General features: G+C 71.9%; 19 protein-coding genes. 14 read left to right on the top strand and 5 right to left on the bottom strand.

The annotated features are described in order from the left end of the window. Positions 1-83 precede the first annotated feature (83 nt). From BLT82_RS21230 to prcA, 3 genes are all read left to right on the top strand, one after another. Entirely contained in the window at positions 84-302 is a 219-nt protein-coding gene (locus tag BLT82_RS21230; protein ID WP_093657191.1) for a ubiquitin-like protein Pup, read from the top strand. 173 nt (positions 303-475) lie between these two features. Beyond that, positions 476-1,321 (top strand): proteasome subunit beta, encoded by an 846-nt coding sequence (gene prcB, locus BLT82_RS21225; protein WP_093657188.1) that lies wholly within the window; start codon positions 476-478, stop codon positions 1,319-1,321. A gap of 62 nt (positions 1,322-1,383) precedes the next feature. After that, the gene (gene prcA / locus BLT82_RS21220; RefSeq protein WP_093657186.1) at positions 1,384-2,145 is read left to right on the top strand and encodes a proteasome subunit alpha; all 762 of its coding nucleotides are present in this window, start codon (positions 1,384-1,386) and stop codon (positions 2,143-2,145) included. A gap of 140 nt (positions 2,146-2,285) precedes the next feature. On the opposite strand, the gene BLT82_RS21215 is transcribed toward prcA, so the two are convergent. Next, on the bottom strand, positions 2,286-3,314 hold the full coding sequence (locus BLT82_RS21215; RefSeq protein WP_093657184.1) for a LacI family DNA-binding transcriptional regulator: 1,029 nt from the start codon (positions 3,312-3,314) through the stop codon (positions 2,286-2,288). 141 nt (positions 3,315-3,455) lie between these two features. Between BLT82_RS21215 and BLT82_RS21210 the strand changes: the two genes are divergently transcribed. From BLT82_RS21210 to BLT82_RS21160, 11 genes are all read left to right on the top strand, one after another. After that, a complete protein-coding gene (locus tag BLT82_RS21210) occupies positions 3,456-4,727 on the top strand; it encodes an MFS transporter (protein ID WP_093657182.1) in 1,272 nt (423 codons plus the stop codon). Between the two features lie 9 nt (positions 4,728-4,736). Further along, positions 4,737-6,098 carry a Pup--protein ligase gene (gene pafA, locus BLT82_RS21205; RefSeq protein WP_093657180.1) on the top strand — a complete coding sequence of 454 codons (1,362 nt, stop codon included), beginning with the start codon at positions 4,737-4,739 and terminating at the stop codon, positions 6,096-6,098. A gap of 135 nt (positions 6,099-6,233) precedes the next feature. Then, on the top strand, positions 6,234-7,166 hold the full coding sequence (locus BLT82_RS21200; protein WP_093657178.1) for an FKBP-type peptidyl-prolyl cis-trans isomerase: 933 nt from the start codon (positions 6,234-6,236) through the stop codon (positions 7,164-7,166). Positions 7,167-7,209: 43 nt separating this feature from the next. Further along, entirely contained in the window at positions 7,210-7,581 is a 372-nt protein-coding gene (locus tag BLT82_RS21195; protein ID WP_093657176.1) for an FKBP-type peptidyl-prolyl cis-trans isomerase, read from the top strand. A 122-nt stretch (positions 7,582-7,703) separates the two neighbouring features. Then, positions 7,704-8,660, top strand: coding sequence for a helix-turn-helix transcriptional regulator (locus tag BLT82_RS21190; protein WP_093657174.1), 957 nt, complete (start codon positions 7,704-7,706; stop codon positions 8,658-8,660). A gap of 17 nt (positions 8,661-8,677) precedes the next feature. Further along, positions 8,678-9,634: a helix-turn-helix transcriptional regulator gene (locus BLT82_RS21185; RefSeq protein WP_093657172.1), complete on the top strand. Its 957-nt coding sequence runs from the start codon at positions 8,678-8,680 to the stop codon at positions 9,632-9,634. Between the two features lie 29 nt (positions 9,635-9,663). Further along, positions 9,664-9,918, top strand: a complete 255-nt coding sequence (locus BLT82_RS21180) for a hypothetical protein (protein ID WP_208867998.1) — start codon at positions 9,664-9,666, stop codon at positions 9,916-9,918. 74 nt (positions 9,919-9,992) lie between these two features. Beyond that, complete coding sequence (locus BLT82_RS21175; protein ID WP_093657385.1) at positions 9,993-10,190, top strand: hypothetical protein; 198 nt, start codon at positions 9,993-9,995, stop codon at positions 10,188-10,190. 211 nt (positions 10,191-10,401) lie between these two features. After that, positions 10,402-10,692, top strand: coding sequence for a Sec-independent protein translocase subunit TatA (gene tatA / locus BLT82_RS21170; protein WP_093657168.1), 291 nt, complete (start codon positions 10,402-10,404; stop codon positions 10,690-10,692). A 42-nt stretch (positions 10,693-10,734) separates the two neighbouring features. Then, a complete protein-coding gene (tatC, locus tag BLT82_RS21165) occupies positions 10,735-11,682 on the top strand; it encodes a twin-arginine translocase subunit TatC (protein ID WP_093657166.1) in 948 nt (315 codons plus the stop codon). Positions 11,683-11,799: 117 nt separating this feature from the next. Beyond that, positions 11,800-14,628, top strand: a complete 2,829-nt coding sequence (locus BLT82_RS21160; protein WP_093657165.1) for a DEAD/DEAH box helicase — start codon at positions 11,800-11,802, stop codon at positions 14,626-14,628. Between the two features lie 168 nt (positions 14,629-14,796). Here BLT82_RS21160 and BLT82_RS21155 read toward each other — a convergent pair whose 3' ends face one another. The 4 genes from BLT82_RS21155 to BLT82_RS21140 form a co-directional block, all read right to left on the bottom strand. Continuing rightward, the gene (locus BLT82_RS21155) at positions 14,797-15,744 is read right to left on the bottom strand and encodes an ADP-ribosylglycohydrolase family protein (protein WP_093657383.1); all 948 of its coding nucleotides are present in this window, start codon (positions 15,742-15,744) and stop codon (positions 14,797-14,799) included. Positions 15,745-16,039: 295 nt separating this feature from the next. Continuing rightward, complete coding sequence (locus BLT82_RS21150; RefSeq protein ID WP_093657163.1) at positions 16,040-16,849, bottom strand: anti-sigma factor; 810 nt, start codon at positions 16,847-16,849, stop codon at positions 16,040-16,042. Next, a complete protein-coding gene (locus tag BLT82_RS21145; RefSeq protein ID WP_093657161.1) occupies positions 16,846-17,430 on the bottom strand; it encodes a sigma-70 family RNA polymerase sigma factor in 585 nt (194 codons plus the stop codon). The genes BLT82_RS21150 and BLT82_RS21145 overlap by 4 nt, the downstream gene beginning before the upstream one ends. Positions 17,431-17,962: 532 nt before the next feature. Further along, entirely contained in the window at positions 17,963-18,799 is an 837-nt protein-coding gene (locus BLT82_RS21140) for a siderophore-interacting protein (RefSeq protein ID WP_208867997.1), read from the bottom strand. Between the last annotated feature and the right edge of the window lie 46 nt (positions 18,800-18,845).

Genomic DNA, 18,845 nt, shown 5'->3' with positions numbered 1-18,845 from the left:
AGTGCGGGGCCGATGTCGGACCCTCCTTGTAGGGTCTGATCTTGAGTCCGAACCAAGCGGGCAAACCGAGCGGGGTGAGGGATATGGCGACCAAGGACACCGGCGGCGGGCAGCAGCGGGCCACGCGTTCCACCGAGGAGGTCGAGGAGCAGGCGCAGGATGCGCAGGCATCCGAGGACCTCAAGGAGCGCCAGGAGAAGCTGTCCGACGACGTCGACTCCGTGCTCGACGAGATCGACGACGTCCTCGAGGAGAACGCCGAGGACTTCGTGCGGAGTTTCGTGCAGAAGGGCGGCGAGTAGCGCCCCGGCTCCCGTTCGGAGAGCCCCGTCGTCCGTCCCGGCAGCGGTCCGCGCAAGGTGGCCGCCGCCGGGACGGATGACCGGCGACGGCACGGGTAAGGTCCGTGCAGTGCATGCAAGATCGGCCCGCGGCTCGTCAGGAGGCGGGCCGCCGCCCATCCGGAAGGAAACGCGTGGAAGCCAACCCTCGTAGCACCGGGCGTCTGCCGGCACCCTTCCTGACGCCCGGCTCCTCGTCGTTCATGGATTTCCTCGGCGAGCACTCCCCTGAGCTGCTCCCGGGCAAGCGCGTCCTGCCTCCCGTGCAGGGCGCGATCGAGGCACCCCACGGCACGACGATCGTCGCCGCGTCCTTCCCCGGCGGCGTGGTGCTCGCCGGTGACCGGCGCGCCACCATGGGCAACATGATCGCCCAGCGCGACATCGAGAAGGTCTTCCCGGCCGACGAGTACTCCGCCGTCGGCATCGCCGGCACCGCCGGTCTGGCGGTCGAGATGGTCAAGCTGTTCCAGCTCGAGCTGGAGCACTTCGAGAAGGTGGAGGGCGCCCAGCTCTCCCTCGAGGGCAAGGCGAACCGCCTGTCCACGATGATCCGGAGCAACCTCGGCATGGCCATGCAGGGCCTCGCCGTGGTCCCGCTCTTCGCCGGCTGGGACGTCGACCGCGAGAAGGGCCGGATCTTCTCGTACGACGTCACCGGCGGCCGCTCCGAGGAGCACGGGTACGCCGCGACCGGCTCCGGGTCGATCTTCGCCCGCGGGTCGATGAAGAAGCTCTACCGCGAGGACCTGACCGAGGAGCAGGCGCTCACCCTGGTCATCCAGGCCCTGTACGACGCTGCCGACGACGACTCGGCCACGGGCGGGCCCGACGTGGGGCGCCGCATCTACCCGATCGTCACCGTCATCACCGACGAGGGCTTCCGCAAGCTGACCGAGGCCGAGAGCTCCGAGATCGCCCACGCGGTCCTGGAGCGCCGGAGGGAGCAGCCGGACGGCCCGAGGGCCTCGCTGCTCTGATGTTCCCCAGGACACCGCTGGGCGGTGACTCCTCGCCACTGACAGAAAGGGACGGATAGCCGGTGTCGACGCCGTTCTATGTCTCACCACAGCAGGCGATGGCCGACCGGGCGGAATACGCCCGCAAGGGCATCGCGCGCGGCCGCAGCCTGGTCGTGATGCAGTACGCCGACGGCATCGTGTTCGTCGGTGAGAACCCGTCCCGTGCGCTGCACAAGTTCAGCGAGATCTACGACCGGATCGGCTTCGCCGCGGCCGGCAAGTACAACGAGTACGAGAACCTGCGCATCGGCGGCGTCCGCTACGCCGATCTGCGCGGCTACACCTACGACCGCGACGACGTGACCGCACGCGGCCTCGCGAACGTCTACGCGCAGACGCTGGGCACGATCTTCTCCAGCGCCGGCGAGAAGCCGTACGAGGTCGAGCTGGTCGTGGCGGAGGTGGGCACGTCCCCCGACGGAGACCAGATCTACCGTCTGCCGCACGACGGGTCGATCGTGGACGAGCACGGCTCGGTCGCGGTCGGCGGCAATGCCGAGCAGATCAGCTCCTTCCTCGACCAGCGGCACCGTGACGGGATGTCGCTCGCCGAGGCGCTGAAGCTCGCGGTTCAGGCCCTGTCCCGCGACACCAACGGCGGCGAGCGGGAGATCCCCGCGGAGCGCCTGGAGGTCGCGGTCCTGGACCGCACCCGTCCCCAGCAGCGCAAGTTCAAGCGGATCGTGGGCCGCCAGCTGTCACGGCTGCTGGAGGCCGACGACGCCGCGTCCGCTCCGACGGAGTCCCCCTCGGACGAGGAGACCCCCGAGGACGAGGCGTAGCACGCACCTTCCGTCCGTCCTCCGTGCCCCGCCCGCGAACCCGCGAGCGGGGCGCGGTCGTGTCCGGGCAGGGACGTCGGCACGGGCGCGGGCCGGGCGACGTAAGGCGCCCGATAAGGGCACCGCTCCCGGAACCGCCCTCAGGCCGCCGGTGCGGGGCCCGTGGAGCCACGGGGGATCAGGGTGACGGGGAGGGCGCCGGAGGCCGGTGTGCGGGACGAGAGGACGTCGAGCAGCGCGGTCATGCCGGACCGGCCGATCCGCTCGGCAGGGAGGCGGACCGTGGTGAGTTCCGGCTCCACCGCGGTCGCCAGGGCCAGATCGTCGAAACCGGTCACCGAGACGTCCTCCGGCACCCGCAGCCCCAGACGGCGGACCGCCTTGCAGGCGCCGGCGGCGAGGATGTCGTCGTCGCAGACCAGAGCGGTGGGCCGCGGCCCCGAGTCGGTGAGGGCCCGGCTGGCGGCCGCCAGGGCGCCCGCCACGTCGAGCGGCGACGGCACCGTCCGCAGCTCCGCCCCCGGCACCGCCCGGAGTGCCGTCCCCAGCGCCCGGGCCCGCACCTCGAACGTCCAGGACGGCACGGCCGAGGCGAGATGGACGAAGCGCCGGTGGCCGAGGCCGAGGAGATGGTCCGTCACCTGCCGCATACCGTCGGCGACGTCCAGGTTCACATGCGCCGCCGAGGTCGGGTCCGAGGGGTCGCTGTCCAGCATCACCAGCGGCAGATCGGAGCCGCGGATCGCGTCCAGCGCCCCTGCCGCCATCGAGGAGGCGATCACCCCGTCCAGGGCGGCGCGCGCGGACGCGAAGGGGTCCCGTGCGGGCCCCACGCCCTCGGGGGAGGGGTACAGCACCACGCCGAAGCCGTGCTCGGCCGCCACCGCCGCCGCGCCCCCGTACACGCGCGCGAAGAACTCGTTGGTCAGGGCGGGCACGACCAGCAGCGCCGTCCGCGTCCGGCCGAGCCGCAGATTGCGTGCGGCGAGATTCGGCCGGTAGCCGAGCTCGGACGCGGCGTCGCGCACCAGCCCGGCGGTGCGCTCGGAGACCCGGCCGCGCCACTTCCCGCCCAGCACCAGCGACACCGTGGCCTGGGACACCCCGGCCGCCCGCGCCACGTCCCTGCTGGTCGGCCGCGCTCCGCCGGCGGGCTCCCGGGTCTGCACACTCGCCTCCGCACTCGCTCCCGAACGCCGCGAAGTGGACTCGCGGCATCTGACATGGTACGTATGACGCATCAAGTTATACGTAAAACTTCCCTGGTCGGGGCCAGAACCGGCCGGGGCGGGAGCGAAGAGGCGGAATCGATGGGTGCCGGAGTCTCCGGGTACATGGACATCCTCAAGGCCCCGCACGCGGCACGCCTGCTCACGGGCACGCTCGTGGGCCGGCTGCCGAACGGGGTCGCCCACATCGCGATCGTGCTCTTCACCCGCGCCGAGGGCGGCAGCTACACGCTCGCCGGTGCCCTCGCGGCCGTCTACGGGCTGACCACCGCCGCCGGCCAGCCGCTCCTCGGCCGCATGGTCGACCTGCACGGGCAGCCCCGTGTCCAGCTGCCCGCCGCGGTCCTCTCGGCGTTCGGCATGGCCGTCCTCGCCGTGGCCGGCATCGACTCGCTCGCCCTCGCCTACGCGGCCGTCGCCGTCGCCGGGTTCTTCACCCCGCCACTGGAGGGCGGGCTGCGCGCCCTCTGGCCGGACGTCCTCGGTCATCGTCAGGACCGGGTGCACCGCGCGTACGCCATGGACGCGATAGCCCAGGAAGTCATGTTCACGGTCGGTCCGTTGCTGGTCACCCTCCTGGTCTGGCTGATGTCGCCCGCCGCAGCCCTGCTCGTCGTCAACGCGCTGGGCATCCTCGGCGCCCTCTCCGTCGTGGTCTCCGGGCCCTCCCGCGCCTGGCGGTCCGCGCCCCGGGAGGCCCACTGGCTCGGCGCCCTGCGGTCGCCAGGGCTCCTCGCCCTGCTCGGCTCGTTCTTCTTCGTCGGCCTCGCCCTCGGCTCCATCACGGTCGCCGCCTTCGCCTACGCCGACGACCGCGGCGGTGACGCCGTGTACGGCTGGTTCATGGCCGCCCTCGGTCTCGGCGCCCTGATCGGCGGCGTGGCCTACGGCGCGCGCGACTGGGCCGGCGCGCCCGAGCGGCGACTGCGGGTCATCACCGGGCTGCTGGCACTGGGCTATCTGCCGCTGATGCTCACCCCCGGGGTTCCCGCGATGACCGCGCTCGGTGTCGTCTCGGGGCTGTTCCTCGCACCGGCGATCGCCTGCGCCTTCATCGTCGTCGACCGGCACGCGCCCCGCGGGACCGTCACCGAGGCGTTCTCCTGGCTGGTGACCACCTTCGGCGTCGGCGCTGCCGTCGGCACGGCCGCCGCCGGCCCGGCCGTCCAGTTCGGCGGAACCACCGCGGGCTTCGCCGTCGCGGCCTGCGGCGGGGTCGTCGCGCTGCTCGTTCTGCTGGCCACCGGACGGGTCCTCGCAGCTCCCGGCCACGGCGCACACGACGCTTCGACGGATGAAAATGATCGAAGCGGTGCCGTCGAACCCGGTTTCAGCTCAGGCCATCGGGCGTAATGTTCCCTCATGGACCGCCGCATTTTCGGGCTGGAGAACGAGTACGGCGTCACGTGCACGTTCAGGGGACAGCGCCGACTGTCACCTGACGAAGTGGCGCGCTACCTCTTCCGCCGAGTCGTGTCATGGGGCCGCAGCAGCAATGTCTTCCTGCGCAACGGGGCCCGCCTCTACCTCGATGTGGGTTCGCATCCGGAATACGCAACTCCCGAATGCGACAACGTGACCGAGCTGGTCACCCACGACAAGGCCGGCGAGCGAATCCTCGAAGGCCTGCTCGTCGACGCCGAACGCCGCCTGCACGAGGAGGGAATCGCAGGCGACGTCTATCTCTTCAAGAACAACACCGATTCGGCGGGAAACTCCTACGGCTGCCATGAGAACTACCTCGTGGCCCGGCACGGAGAGTTCTCCCGGCTCGCGGACATCCTGATTCCGTTCCTCGTCACCCGTCAGCTGCTCTGCGGCGCGGGAAAGGTGCTGCAGACCCCCCGCGGCGCGGTGTACTGCGTCAGCCAGCGCGCCGAGCACATCTGGGAGGGCGTCAGCTCCGCGACCACCCGCTCCCGGCCCATCATCAACACCCGGGACGAGCCGCACGCGGACGCCGAGCGCTACCGCCGTCTGCACGTCATCGTCGGCGACTCCAACATGTCCGAGACGACCATGCTGCTCAAGGTCGGCGCCACCGACCTGGTGCTGCGCATGATCGAGGCGGGCACGGTCATGCGCGACCTGACGCTGGAGAACCCCATCCGGGCCATCCGCGAGGTCAGCCACGACATCACCGGCCGGCGCAAGGTGCGCCTGGCCAGCGGCCGTGAGGCCTCCGCCCTGGAGGTCCAGCGCGAGTACTACGAGAAGGCCGTGGACTTCGTCGACCGCCGGGGTATTCGCACCGGCACGGTGGCGCAGGTCCTGGAACTGTGGGGCCGCACGCTCGACGCCATCGAGCAGGAGGACCTCGACAGCATCGGCACCGAGATCGACTGGGTGATGAAGTACAAGCTCATCGAGCGGTACCGGGCCAAGCACAACATGACGATGTCGCACCCGAGGGTCGCGCAGATAGACCTCGCGTACCACGACATCCACCGCCGGCGAGGGCTCTACTACCTCCTGGAGAAGAAGGGCCAGGCCACCCGGATCTGCAACGACCTCAAGATCTTCGAGGGCAAGTCCGTGCCCCCGCAGACCACGAGGGCCCGGCTGCGCGGCGACTTCATCCGCCGGGCGCAGGAGCAGCGGCGGGACTTCACCGTCGACTGGGTGCACCTCAAGCTCAACGACCAGGCGCAGCGCACCGTGTTGTGCAAGGACCCGTTCCGCTCCGTCGACGACCGGGTGGAGAAGCTGATCGCCGGCATGTAGCGCTCGTGCCCGCTCGCCGGATCGCGGCGGGCGGGCCGGGAACGTCACTCGGGCCCCGTACGTTTCTCGTGCGGGGCCCTCGGCACGGCCTAGAGTGTCGAGCGACCGATGTGCCGTCTGAGATCTGAGGAACACGTGCGCCGACTTGCCGGCCTGCTCGTCGTGCCCCTGCTGCTGCTCTCCACAGCGGCGTGCGGAGACGACAAGGGCTCCAATTCCGCCCAGACGTCGAACGGACTGCCCGCGATCACAGCGGGTGCGAAGTTCGGCGAGAAGCCCACGCTCGCCAAGGGCGAGGGCGAGCCCCCCAAGGACCTCAAGGTCGAGGTCATCAGCGAGGGCAAGGGCCAGGCCCTCAAGAAGGGCGACCAGGCCCAGGTCGACTACCTCGGCCAGGTGTGGGACGGCGACAAGCCGTTCGACAACAGCTTCGACCGCGGCGAGCCCTTCGCCGTGACGATCGGTGGCGGCGGTGTCATCGAGGGCTGGCAGAAGGCCCTCGACGGCCAGAAGGTCGGCAGCCGTCTCGAGGTGTCCATCCCGCCGTCGCTCGCCTACGGCAGCCAGGGCCAGGGCGACATCCCGCCGAACGCCACGCTCGTGTTCGTCATGGACATCGTGAAGGGCACGACGCTCCCCGTGTCCGCCAAGGGCACCGAGGTCGCCCAGGACAACATCGACCTGCCCAAGGTCGGCACGAACACCGACGGCAAGGCACCCTCGATCACCGTGCCGAAGAAGCCCGCGCCGACCAAGCTGGTCTCGAACTACGTCATCGAGGGCAGCGGTCCCGCGGTCAAGGCCGACAACACGGTGGCCGTCCAGTACAAGGGCGTCCTGTGGAAGGACGGCAAGGAGTTCGACAGCAGCTACTCCAAGGGCGCTCCCGTCACCTTCCCGCTCTCCGGTGTGATCCCGGGCTGGTCGAAGGGCCTGGAAGGCAAGAAGGTCGGCAGCCGGGTGCTCCTCGTCGTGCCGCCGGACATGGCGTACGGCGACCAGGCCCAGGGGCCGATCCCGGCGAAGTCCACGCTCGTCTTCTCCGTCGACATCCTGGCGGTTCTGTAAGACTGTCCGCGTTGACTCGCACAGAGAACGCAAGGAGCAACACGTGAGCATCGAGAAGCCGGAGATCGACTTCCCGGGCGGCGAGCCGCCGGCCGACCTTGAGATCAAGGACATCTGGGAGGGCGACGGGCCCGAGGCCAAGGCGGGCGACACCGTCTCCGTCCACTACGTGGGCGTGGCCTTCTCCACCGGCGAGGAGTTCGACGCGTCCTGGAACCGCGGCACCCCGCTGCAGTTCAAGCTCGGCATCGGCCAGGTCATCCAGGGCTGGGACAAGGGAGTGCAGGGCATGAAGGTCGGCGGGCGCCGCCAGCTGACCATCCCGGCGCACCTGGCCTACGGCGACCGCGGCGCCGGCGGCCGTATCGCCCCGGGCGAGACGCTGATCTTCGTCTGCGACCTCGTCGCGATCTGATCGCAACCGGTCCCGTTGGGGCCCGTGCCCGTGCGGGCATGGGCCCCACGCTTTTGCCACGACGCTCCGTAGCGGTAGGTTCGACGATCAGAAGAACGGTGAGGAAGGGCGGAAGGGCGTCGATGGCCATTGCCAAGGCCGAGCGGCTGATGAACCTGGCGCTGTGTCTGCTCGGGACACGGCGGCCGCTCAGCAAGCGGGAGCTGCGCGGCTCCATCGAGGCCTACATGGAAGCCGCCTCCGACGACGCCTTCAACCGGATGTTCGAGCGGGACAAGGACGACCTCCGCGAACTCGGCCTCGTCATCGCCACCGTGGACAACCTCGAGGGCGAGACCGGCTATCTCGCCCGCCGCGACTCCAACCGGCTGCCGCCCATCACCCTCGACGCCGAGGAGGCCGCGGCGCTCGGCCTCGCCGCCAAGGTGTGGCAGCAGGCCCGGCTCGCGGGAGCGGCCAGCGGGGCCCTGCAGAAGCTGCGCGCCGCCGGAATGCCCGAGGCGGAGGACCTGTACGAGGCCCAGCACAGCGCCCTCGAGCCGCGCATCCCCGTCCACGAGGCCGCGTTCGAGCCGCTGATGCTCGCCTGCCGCGACCGGCGCCCCGTCGTCTTCGACTACCGCAAGTCCAACGCCGTGCGCCCCGAGCCGCGCCATGTCGAGCCCTGGACGCTGGAGTGCTGGCGCGGCCACTGGTACCTGGCCGGCTGGGACCGGGACCGCGGTGCGGAGCGCGTCTTCCGTCTCTCCCGCATCACCGGCAAGGTCCGTTCCCGCGCGGGCTCCTTCACCGCCCCCGTGCCGGACGTGGTCACCGTGCGCGAGACGGTCGAGAGCTGGGCGGGCGAGACCGCCACCAGATCCGCGCGGATCAGGCTGCGGGCGGGTGCGGGCTACCCGCTGCGCGCCCGTGCCGCGTCCGTTCGGGAACTCGGGGACGGCTGGGACGAGTTGGAGATTCCGTACGGACACGGTCTGGACGCCTGGCTGGTGGAGTTCGGACCGGACGTCGTCGTGCTCGAGCCCGCGGATCTGCGGGCCGATGTGGTGGACCGGCTGCGCGCCGTGGCCAAGGGCTGAGGGGGACTCGTACAGGCATGGCCGCGAACGCCATCGACCAGACCCGGCGGATGCTCTCGCTGGTGACGTATCTGCGTGAACGCCCCGGAGCACGCGTCGGGGACGTCGCGCGGGCCTTCGGGATCACCGAGGACGAGCTGATCTCCGACCTCGACGTGCTGCCCATGTGCGGGACCAGCTTCCGCGGCGGCGATCTCCTCGACATCGACACCGACGGCGACCGCATCTGGTGGCACAACCCCGACGATGTCGCCGAGCCGCTCCGGCTCGCCGCGGACGAGGCGACCGCGCTCCTGGTCGCCGCCCGCGCCGTGGCCACGCTGCCCGGGCTGCGGGAGGGCGACCGCGAGGCGCTGGTGCGGGCCACCGCCAAGCTGGAGGCCGCGGCCGGCGAGTCCGCGGGCGCGAGCTCCCGGCTCTCCGTGACCTTCGAATCCGAGGGCGGTGTCTTCGCCGACGTCGACCGGGCCATCTCGGAGCGCCGCAGACTGTGGCTGCGCTACTACTCCCCGGCGCGGGACGAGCTCACCGAGCGCGAGGTCGACCCCATCCGCCTCTTCGCCGTCGGCCACACGTACATGGAGGGCTGGTGCTACCTCTCGGAGGCGCGCCGGACCTTCCGGCTCGACCGGGTGGCCGAGATCCGGCTGCTGGACGAGCCGTCCGCACCGCCCGAGACGGAGCTGCGCGACCTGTCGGAGGGGCTGGTGCAGCCCTCGGCCGAGGATCCCGAGGTCGTCGTCGAGGTCGGCCCGGGCGGCCGCTGGGTGGCCGAGTACTACCCGCACGACAGCGCTGAGGAGCTGCCCGAGGGCGGTCTGCGGATCAGCCTGCGCACTCCCGACCCCGCGTCGCTGCGGAGGCTCGCGCTCCGGCTGGGGCGCGACGGCCGGATCGTGTCGCCGCCCGACCTCGCCGGGAGCGCCCGGCAGGCGGCGCGTGAGGCGCTCGCCGCGTACGACGGCCAGGACTGACGGACCGACCGATGGGAACTTTGAGGGATATGTCCGCTCTGTCCGGAATCTCGGCGCCGAAGGTCCCGATCCTCTTCAAGGCCGCCTGCCCCGACTGCCGCGGCCGCTTCGAGCTGGCGGCGGGTGCGCTGCGGCTCGCGATCGGCGCGAGCCGGCGGACCACCTTCTACTCCTTCACCTGCCCCGAGTGCGGGACCGCCGTCCGCAAGCCGGCGGGAGAGCGGATAGTCGAACTCCTCACCGGCGGCGGAGTGCGGACACTGCGCCTCCACTCCACCGTCTGATCCTCCACCGGCCCCCCGTCAGGCAGGGTTCGCCCCGGGCGAACCCTGCCTGACGCGGCACTATGCTCTGCTCCATGTTCTGGCCCATGCTCGCCATCGCCCTCGGATTCCTCGGGATCGCCGTCCTCGGCGTCCTCGGCGTCCGCGTCTTCCTGGAGGCCCAGCGCCTGGGCCGGCAGGTGGCCGCCACCGCGGAACGCGTCAACCGGGCCGCGGAGGACCTGGAGAGAGCCGCGACGGGGCTGGCGCGCACGGGCGAGGCGCTGCGCTAGCGAACGCGGTCTCCTCCGGCGGATGGCCCGGAGGTACCCTGCCAGTGGTGGACCCGCTGCCGGTTCGGGTCGCAATCGCCGGTATGCACAGGCATTGCCCTGCGTTTACTCCGGCGGGTTACGATCGCTGCCGTGCCGGTGATCGGACTCCTGTCCGACCGCCTCCCGGGCAGCCCGCCCTTCAGCCGCCTCAGTGAGAAGGAAGTCGCACATGATCGGCAATCTGAAGCCCCTCGAGATCCTCCTGATCATCGTGGTCATCCTGCTGCTGTTCGGCGCCAAGAAGCTGCCCGACATGGCCCGTTCGCTCGGCAAGTCCGCTCGGATCCTGAAGAGCGAGGCCAAGGCGATGAAGAAGGACGACGAGACGGCGGGCGGCCAGACGGCGCCGGGCGCGGACACCGCCGCGCAGAAGGACGCTCCTCGCACCATCCAGGCCGCCCCGGGCGATGTGACGAGCAGCCGCCCGGTCTCGGAGCCGAACCGCACGACCCAGAGCTGACCCGGTTCCCCTGACGGTTCCCGCACGAGACGAGGAAGTGGGTTGCTCAAGTCTGCCCGCAAGCAGGAGAAGGACGCCGAGGGGCGCATGCCACTTGGAGAACACCTGCGTGAGCTGCGCAACCGGCTGATGAAGTCGGTGCTGGCGATCGCGGTGGTGACGATCGTCGCGGCCTTCTTCCAGAAGGAGATCTTCGCGTTCCTGATGCGGCCGATCCTGGAGTCGGTCGGCTGCGCGAACGGTCAGGTCGTCATGCGGAACGGTCAGCTCTGCGCCGAGATGACGACACAGGGCCTCCTGTCGCCGTTCACCATCGCGCTGAAGGTCGCACTGATGGCGGGCGTGCTGGCCGCGACCCCGGTCTGGCTCTACCAGCTCTGGGCCTTCGTCGCTCCCGGGCTGCACCGGCACGAGAGGCGCTATGCGCTGAGTTTCGTGGCCGCAGGCGTACCGCTCTTCGTGGGCGGCGCATACCTCGCGTACTCGATCCTGCCGCAGACCGCGGAGATCATGCTCGGGTTCGCACCCTCCGGCGCCAAGCCCCTGCTGCCGCTGGACGACTATCTGGACCTGATCACCCGCATGGTGATCGTCTTCGGCATCGCCTTCGAGCTCCCGCTGCTCCTCATCCTGCTCAACATGACCGGCGTGCTGACCGGCAGGCGGATGCTGCGCTGGTGGCGCGGAATGATCATCGGCCTCACCGCTTTCGCCGCGATCGCCACGCCCGGCGGTGAGCCGATCTCGATGCTGCTCCTGGCCGGCCCGCTCGCCGTCCTCTACTTCGTCGCCGTCGGATTCTCCTTCCTCAACGACGCCCGCCGGGGACGCAAGAACCCGGACGCCGGCCTGAGCGACGACGAGGCGTCCGAGCTCGACCTCACGCCCGAGGCCATCGGCGAGGTCCAGCCGGTGCCGACCGCCCGGGCGCTCCCCGAGCAGCAGAGCGGCGACCGGGACCGGATCAACGGGTACGACGACGTCACCTGATCCAGGGCGGTCCCCGGGGGTGAGCGCGGCGCGTCCGGCCGCTCACCCGGAGCCTTCGCCCGCGCCGGAATAAGGCCGCGCCCACTGTCGGACCCGACGGGTAGGCTCGACTGCAAGATGACAGAGGACCTCTCACCAGCTGAGCGATACGCAGCTGCTCGGATCCGCGCCGCCGAGCAGGCCACCGCGCTCGCTCCCTTCCGCGAGATGTACGACTTCGAGCTGGACCCCTTCCAGATCGAGGCCTGTGAGGCGCTCGAGGCGGGCAAGGGCGTACTCGTGGCGGCCCCCACGGGTTCCGGCAAGACGATCGTCGGCGAGTTCGCCGTACACCTCGCGCTCACCCAGGGGCGGAAGTGTTTCTACACGACCCCCATCAAGGCGCTGTCCAACCAGAAGTACTCGGACCTGGTGAAGCGGTACGGCCCGGAGAAGGTCGGCCTGCTCACCGGCGACAACAGCGTCAACTCCGAGGCACCGGTGGTCGTCATGACCACCGAGGTCCTGCGCAACATGCTGTACGCGGGCTCCCAGTCGCTGAACGGCCTGGGACACGTGGTCATGGACGAGGTGCACTACCTCTCCGACCGCTTCCGCGGCGCCGTCTGGGAGGAAGTGATCATCCACCTCCCCGAGTCGGTGACCCTGGTGTCGCTCTCGGCGACGGTGTCCAACGCGGAGGAGTTCGGCGACTGGCTGGACACCGTCCGCGGTGACACCGAGGTGATCGTCTCCGAGTCCCGCCCGGTGCCCCTGTGGCAGCACGTGCTGGCCGGACGCCGGATGTACGACCTCTTCGAGGAGGAGACCGACCACGGCGGCCGCGGCGCAGCCCGGCGGGAGGTCAATCCCGACCTGGTCCGCCTGGCCAGGATGGAGAACACCCGCACGTACAACCCGCGCGATCGCCGCCGCGGCAAGATGATCCGCGAGGCCGACCGCGAGCGCGAGCGCCGCCAGCGCGGCCGGATCTGGACGCCGGGGCGTCCCGAGGTCATCGAGCGGCTGGACGCGGAAGGGCTGCTGCCCGCCATCACGTTCATCTTCAGCCGCGCCGGCTGCGAGGCCGCCGTCCAGCAGTGCCTGTACGCGGGGCTGCGCCTCAACGACGAGGAGGCCCGCCTCGTGGTGCGGGAGATCGTCGAGGAGCGCACGGCCGCCATCCCGCGCGAGGACCTCCACGTCCTCGGCTACTACGAGTGGCTGGAAGGCCTGGAGCGGGGCATAGCCGCGCACCACGCCGGAATGCTCCCCACGTTCAAGGAAGTCGTCGAGGAACTCTTCGTCCGCGGCCTCGTCAAGGCCGTCTTCGCCACCGAGACGCTGGCCCTCGGCATCAACATGCCGGCGAGGTCCGTCGTGCTGGAGAAACTCGTCAAGTGGAACGGCGAGCAGCACGCCGACATCACCCCCGGCGAGTACACCCAGCTCACCGGGCGGGCCGGCCGGCGCGGTATCGACGTGGAGGGCCACGCCGTCGTGCTCTGGCAGCGCGGCATGGACCCGGGGGCGCTCGCCGGACTCGCCGGAACCCGTACGTATCCGCTGCGTTCCAGCTTCAAGCCGTCGTACAACATGGCGGTCAACCTCGTGCAGCAGTTCGGCCGGCACCGGTCGCGCGAGCTGCTGGAGACCTCCTTCGCGCAGTTCCAGGCGGACAAGTCGGTCGTCGGCATCTCTCGCCAGGTGCAGCGCAACGAGGAGGGGCTCGAGGGCTACCGCGAGGGAATGACCTGCCACCTGGGCGACTTCGAGGAGTACGCCCGGCTGCGCCGCGAGCTGAAGGACCGTGAGACCGAACTGGCCAAGCAGGGTGCGGCCCAGCGCCGGGCGGCCGCCGCTGACTCGCTGGAGAAGCTCAAGCCGGGCGACGTCATCCACGTCCCCACCGGCAAGTTCGCCGGGCTCGCGCTCGTCCTCGACCCCGGGCTGCCGGCGGGCCGGTCCAACGGCCACCGCGGTTACGAGTACCACGACGGGCCGCGCCCCCTCGTGCTGACCGCCGAGCGTCAGGTGAAGCGGCTCGCCTCGATGGACTTCCCGGTCCCCGTCGAGGTGTTGGAGCGGATGCGGATCCCGAAGTCCTTCAACCCGCGATCGCCGCAGTCCCGGCGCGACCTCGCCTCCGCCCTGCGGACCAAGGCCGGGCACATCGAGCCCGACCGGCACCGCAGGCCGCGCGCCGCCGCCGCGGACGACCGCGAGATCGCCCGGCTGCGCAAGGAGATCCGGGCCCATCCCTGCCACGGCTGCGACGAGCGTGAGGACCACGCCCGCTGGGCCGAGCGCTACCACCGGCTCCAGCGCGACACCCGCCAGCTGGAGCGGCGCATCGAGGGCCGGACGAACACGATCGCCCGCACCTTCGACCGCATCGTCGCGCTGCTGACCGAGATGGACTACCTCCGGGGCGACGAGGTCACCGAGCACGGCCGGCGGCTCGCGCGGCTCTACGGGGAACTGGACCTGCTGGCCAGCGAGTGCCTGCGTGAAGGGGTCTGGGAGGGACTGGGCCCGGCCGAACTGGCTTCCTGCGTATCGGCTCTGGTGTACGAGGCGCGGCAGGCCGACGACGCGGTGGCGCCGAAGGTGCCGTCCGGCAAGGCGAAAGCCGCGCTCGGCGAGATGGTGCGGATCTGGGGCCGGCTGGACGCGCTGGAGGAGGAGTTCCGCATCAACCAGGCCGAGGGCGTGGGCCAGCGCGAGCCGGACCTCGGGTTCGCCTGGGCCGTGTACCAGTGGGCCTCGGGCAAGGGCCTGGACGAGGTACTGCGCGAGGCGGAGATGCCGGCGGGCGACTTCGTGCGCTGGAGCAAGCAGGTCATCGACGTGCTCGGTCAGATCGCTGCGGCGGCGCCCGGGGGGAACTCCACGGTGGCGCGCAACGCCCGCAAGGCCGTGGACGCGGTGCTGCGGGGCGTGGTGGCGTACAGCTCGGTCGGCTGAGCTTCCCGGCCGGTGCGCCGCCCGCGGTGGGCGGCGCACCGGGCGTGCGGAGTCCGGTCGTTCGCCCAGCCCCGCCCGCCGACCCGAGCCGGCGGGCGGGCCGGCAGCACCGTCGGGGTACGGCGCCGCAATGCCCGCAAGGCCGGAGTGCCGCGTCCGGACGTCCCGCTAGCGCGCGAGCGTGAGCGCCAGGAGCCGCAGGTCCCGCGTGCGGAGGACCCGGGGGCCGTGGCCCGGGAGGGGGACGTGAAGGGGACGCGTCCAGCGGGCGGGGATCGCCCCCGCGCCGTACACCGCCCCGGACAGGGCTCCGGTCACCGCCGCCACCGTGTCCGTGTCCCCGCCGAGGTCGATCGCCGCACCGAGCGACTCCTCGAAGGACGACGTCGCCCGCAGCGCCCAGAGCGCCGACCCCAGGCACGGCCAGACCGCCCCGTTGAACTCGGTCGCGTCGTCCGGGTGCCAGTCCGGCGCGAGGACGGTGGCCCAACGTTCCCGGTGGTCCGTGTGCACCTCGTCGAGCGCGGCGGTGACCGCGCCGGGGGACACCGGGTCGTTCCCTTCGAGTGCCACCCGGATCAGCTCGTGGAGGACCGCCGTGCCCTCCCACGCCGCGGAGTCGCCGTGGGTGAGCGCCGCGATCCGGCGGGCCGCCGCCATCGTCGCGGCGCGGCCGGCGCCGGCGAAGTACACGGCGGACGTTGCCGCCCGCATCAGTGAACCGTTGCCCGCCGCACGGCCGTTGACCTGGAAGTGCAGCGCGGCCGCCAGGTCCCAGGGGTCACCGCTGCCCAGCACCTGTTCGGTCTGCAGGCCGATGTCCTTGGGCTCGCCCGCGGCCCAGCGACGGAAGCGGTCGAACATGTCGGCGGGGTCGAACCCGCCGCGCTCCAGGAGCGACTCACCGACGAGGACCGCCATCTGGGTGTCGTCAGTGGCTTCGCCGGGGTCCCAGCCGCCACCGCCGCACATCTCTCCCACACCGTCCGGGAACCGGGCCGTGTACACGCCGGGCAGTCCGAACTCGAAGGGCGCGCCCAGCGCGTCGCCGACGGCGGAGCCGAGCACCGCCCCGGCGACCCGGTCCGCCCGATCCGCCTTGTCCGCGCCGCTCATCCGGCCAGCGTACGGGGCGCGGGAGGCCGCGGTACCCCGGCCGGACAGGCGGGCCCGGGGCGCGGGCGGCAGCAGCCGGGCGCGGCCGCGCACCCTCGTTCCCCGGGCGTACGGACGCCGCGACGAGCGGGCGGCCCCCGCCCCATCCGTGGCGCGCCCGGCGACGACCGGGCGGCCGAGACGGCGCCGCCCGCGCGGCCCGGCGGGAACTCCCGCATTCCCGGGCGCGGGCGGGAACTCCCGTCCTGCCCGGGCGGGGGGAACCCGCCCCGCCCCGCGGGCGGGAACGTCCGCGCTACCCGGCGGGGAAGCCGAGCAGACCCAGCGGTTCCGAGGTCGGGGCCGGGGAGCCGCCGGACGGTTCGACGGTGATGCCCATGCCCGTCGCCAGGCCCACCGCGCCGTCCATGAGCAGTGCCTCCGAACCGCCCGTCGAGGTGAGCAGCCCGGCAGGACGCATGGTGTCGCCGTCCGCGAACCAGAGTTGGTACACCTTGCCGCCGGCCGGCCTGGGCAGGCCGGAAGCGAGGAACACGGCGCGGTCACGCTCGCGGGAGACGGCCACCGTGCCCGTCGCCCCCTCCCCGAGTGCGGTGCTCAGCGTGCGTACGTCGGGCGCGGTGAGGACGTCCGCCAGCGCCTGGGTGCGCCGCTGGGCCAGCTCCGCCGCCTCACGGGCCTCGGTCCGAGCCTCCTCGGCGGCGCGCTGCTGCACGACCGCGACGCCGCCGAGCGCCGCGAGCCCCGCGGCACAGGCGGCCAGGACGAACCCGGAGAGCCTGCGCCGGCCGGCCGGGCGGGCCCTGCGCACCGGGCCCGGGATGCGGCCGGCCTCCGCGGCCGCGACCTTCGGCGGTTCCTGGCGCACGGTCGAGATCATGGCCAGCACCTGGGACTTCATCGCGGACGGCGGGGTCTCGGTCGCGGCGAGGCCCAGCCGTACCGCCGTGGCTCCGAGCTCCCGCACCTCCTGCTCACAGGCCGGGCACATGGCCAGATGCCGTTCGAACCGGGCGCGTTCCCGGTCGCCGAGCGCGTTGAGGGCGTACGCGCCGGTCAGCGTGTGCAGTTCGGCGTCCCGCCCCGCTCCCTTCGCGGCGCTCATGCGTTCACCCCCAGGCAGTCGCGCAGGCGGATCAACCCGTCGCGCATCCGTGTCTTGACGGTGCCCAGCGGCACCGCGAGCAGTTCCGCGACCTCCCGGTAGGCGAGTCCGCGGTAGTAGGCCAGGGTCACCGACTGGCGCTGGAGCTCGGTCAGCGTGCGCAGACAGCGCCGTACCTGCTCCCGTTCCAGCCGGGCCTCGACCTGTTCGACGACGTCGTCGAACGCCGGTGTGCCGCTGAGCCGCGCGGCCTTCTGCTCGCGTTCGACGGCGGCCTGGGCGGAGCGTACGCGGTCGACGGCGCGGCGATGGGCGAGGGTGAGGGTCCAGGTGAGTGCGGAGCCACGGGAGGGCTGGTAGCGCGCGGCCGTACGCCACAGCTCGACCAGGACCTCCTGGGCCACTTCCTCCGACTGCGCCGGATCGCGCAACACCCCGCGCACGACGCCGAGTACCGGTCCGCAGACCGCGTCGTACACACGCGAGAAGGCCTGCTGATCGCCGCGCGCGACCCGGACGAGCAGCTCGTCGAGTCCCGGCCCCGCCGATGGTGCCCCTGTGATGTGTATCGGTTCCTTCACCGCTCTCCCCTCGCCGCGGGCCGCTCCGGCCGGTCCCTCTTCGGACCTGCGTCGCCGCGGGTGTCACTTCCCCTATACGGAGCGAAAGCGGGTCTTGACTGCCGTCCCGCCGAACTTTTTACGCGTCCGTGTCCCGGCCGGATCACCCGCCGGCCGCGGCGGCCCGGCCGGCGGACCGGCGGAGGGGGGCAGCAGGGCCGTGAGCAGCGGAAACGGCCGCGCGCTGAGGCCGGAGGGACGGACGGTGGCCGGGTGCGCGGGAGCACCGGTGGTGGGCGCCCCGCGGGGTGCGCGGGAGCACCCGGTGGTGTGCGCCCCGCGGTTCGGACGGGACGCCCCGGCCGGCCGTCCCGGGCAGGAGCACGGCCGCGGCCACGACGGTCGCGCCCGGCGGTGCCGGCGACGGCGGTTGCGTCGCGGGGTGCCGTCCTTGGCGGCGACGGCGGTCGCGTGCCGGTGCTCGTACCCGTGCCCGTGCCGCCGAAGGTGGCTGCGCCGTCGGCGTGCCGGTCCTCTGAGCGCGGGACAGCCCCTACGCCTCCTGCTCGCGCTCCACTTCCGCGTTCCAGTCGCGCTTGATCTCGCGCCAGGCCTCGTCGGACTTGCCCAGGCGCCAGTAACCCGAGATGGACAGCCGCTCGCGCGGGACGCCCCGCTCCAGCCGGAGGTGGCGGCGCAGTTCGCGCACCGCGCCCGCCTCGCCGTGGACGAACGCGTGCACGACCCCCTCGGGGAAGTCCAGGTCGCGCACCGCGGCGATCAGTGCCTCGCCGACGGGACGGGCACCCCGGTGGAGCCAGGTGACGGTCACCCCGTCAGGCGTGGCGATCTTCTGCTCCTCCTCGGGACCGGAGATCTCGACGAAGGCATGGACCCGGGCGCCCACCGGCATGTGCTCCAGCGAGGCGGCGATGGCCGGAAGCGCGCTCTCGTCACCCGCGAGCAGATGCCAGTCCGCCGCCGGGTCCGGGGCGTAGCCACCGCCGGGGCCCAGCAGCCGCACCGTCTCACCGGGCCGCACACGGGCCGCCCACGGCCCCGCGAGACCCTCGTCGCCGTGGACGACGAAGTCGATGACGAGCTCGCGGTGGACGGCGTCCCAGGAGCGGACGGTGTACGTGCGATTGCTCGGCCACTGGTCGCGGGGGAGTTCCTCGCGGATGCGGGCCATGTCGAACGGCTCGGGATACGCCACGCCGGGCACCGGGAAGACGACCTTCACGTAGTGGTCCGTGAACCCCTCCGGGGCGAACGACGCCAGTCCCTCGCCGCCGAGGACGAGCCGCACCATGTGCGGGGTGATCCGTTCCGTACGCAGCACCCGCGCCTCATGGACCTGCGGTGCCCTGCGGGCGGCTGTCTCTGCCACGGCGGTCTCCCCTGACTCTAGGTGCTTAGGCTTGCCTAAGTTAACA

This window comes from Streptomyces wuyuanensis (genome assembly GCF_900103455.1).
Taxonomy (GTDB): Bacteria; Actinomycetota; Actinomycetes; order Streptomycetales; family Streptomycetaceae; genus Streptomyces; species Streptomyces wuyuanensis.
The sequence above is the reverse complement of the archived record's forward strand: the minus strand, read 5'-3'. Positions and strand labels throughout refer to the sequence as shown.

Excerpts from the sequence above, each read along its gene's own strand:
- BLT82_RS21230 (WP_093657191.1), top strand. The coding sequence starts at position 84 with ATGGCGACCAAGGACACCGGCGGCGGGCAGCAGCGGGCCACGCGTTCC.
- BLT82_RS21210 (WP_093657182.1), top strand. The coding sequence starts at position 3,456 with ATGGGTGCCGGAGTCTCCGGGTACATGGACATCCTCAAGGCCCCGCAC.
- pafA (WP_093657180.1), top strand. The coding sequence starts at position 4,737 with ATGGACCGCCGCATTTTCGGGCTGGAGAACGAGTACGGCGTCACGTGC.
- BLT82_RS21190 (WP_093657174.1), top strand. The coding sequence starts at position 7,704 with ATGGCCATTGCCAAGGCCGAGCGGCTGATGAACCTGGCGCTGTGTCTG.
- BLT82_RS21185 (WP_093657172.1), top strand. The coding sequence starts at position 8,678 with ATGGCCGCGAACGCCATCGACCAGACCCGGCGGATGCTCTCGCTGGTG.
- BLT82_RS21180 (WP_208867998.1), top strand. The coding sequence starts at position 9,664 with ATGTCCGCTCTGTCCGGAATCTCGGCGCCGAAGGTCCCGATCCTCTTC.
- BLT82_RS21175 (WP_093657385.1), top strand. The coding sequence starts at position 9,993 with ATGTTCTGGCCCATGCTCGCCATCGCCCTCGGATTCCTCGGGATCGCC.
- tatA (WP_093657168.1), top strand. The coding sequence starts at position 10,402 with ATGATCGGCAATCTGAAGCCCCTCGAGATCCTCCTGATCATCGTGGTC.
- BLT82_RS21160 (WP_093657165.1), top strand. The coding sequence starts at position 11,800 with ATGACAGAGGACCTCTCACCAGCTGAGCGATACGCAGCTGCTCGGATC.
- BLT82_RS21155 (WP_093657383.1), bottom strand. The coding sequence starts at position 15,744 with ATGAGCGGCGCGGACAAGGCGGATCGGGCGGACCGGGTCGCCGGGGCG.
- BLT82_RS21150 (WP_093657163.1), bottom strand. The coding sequence starts at position 16,849 with ATGAGCGCCGCGAAGGGAGCGGGGCGGGACGCCGAACTGCACACGCTG.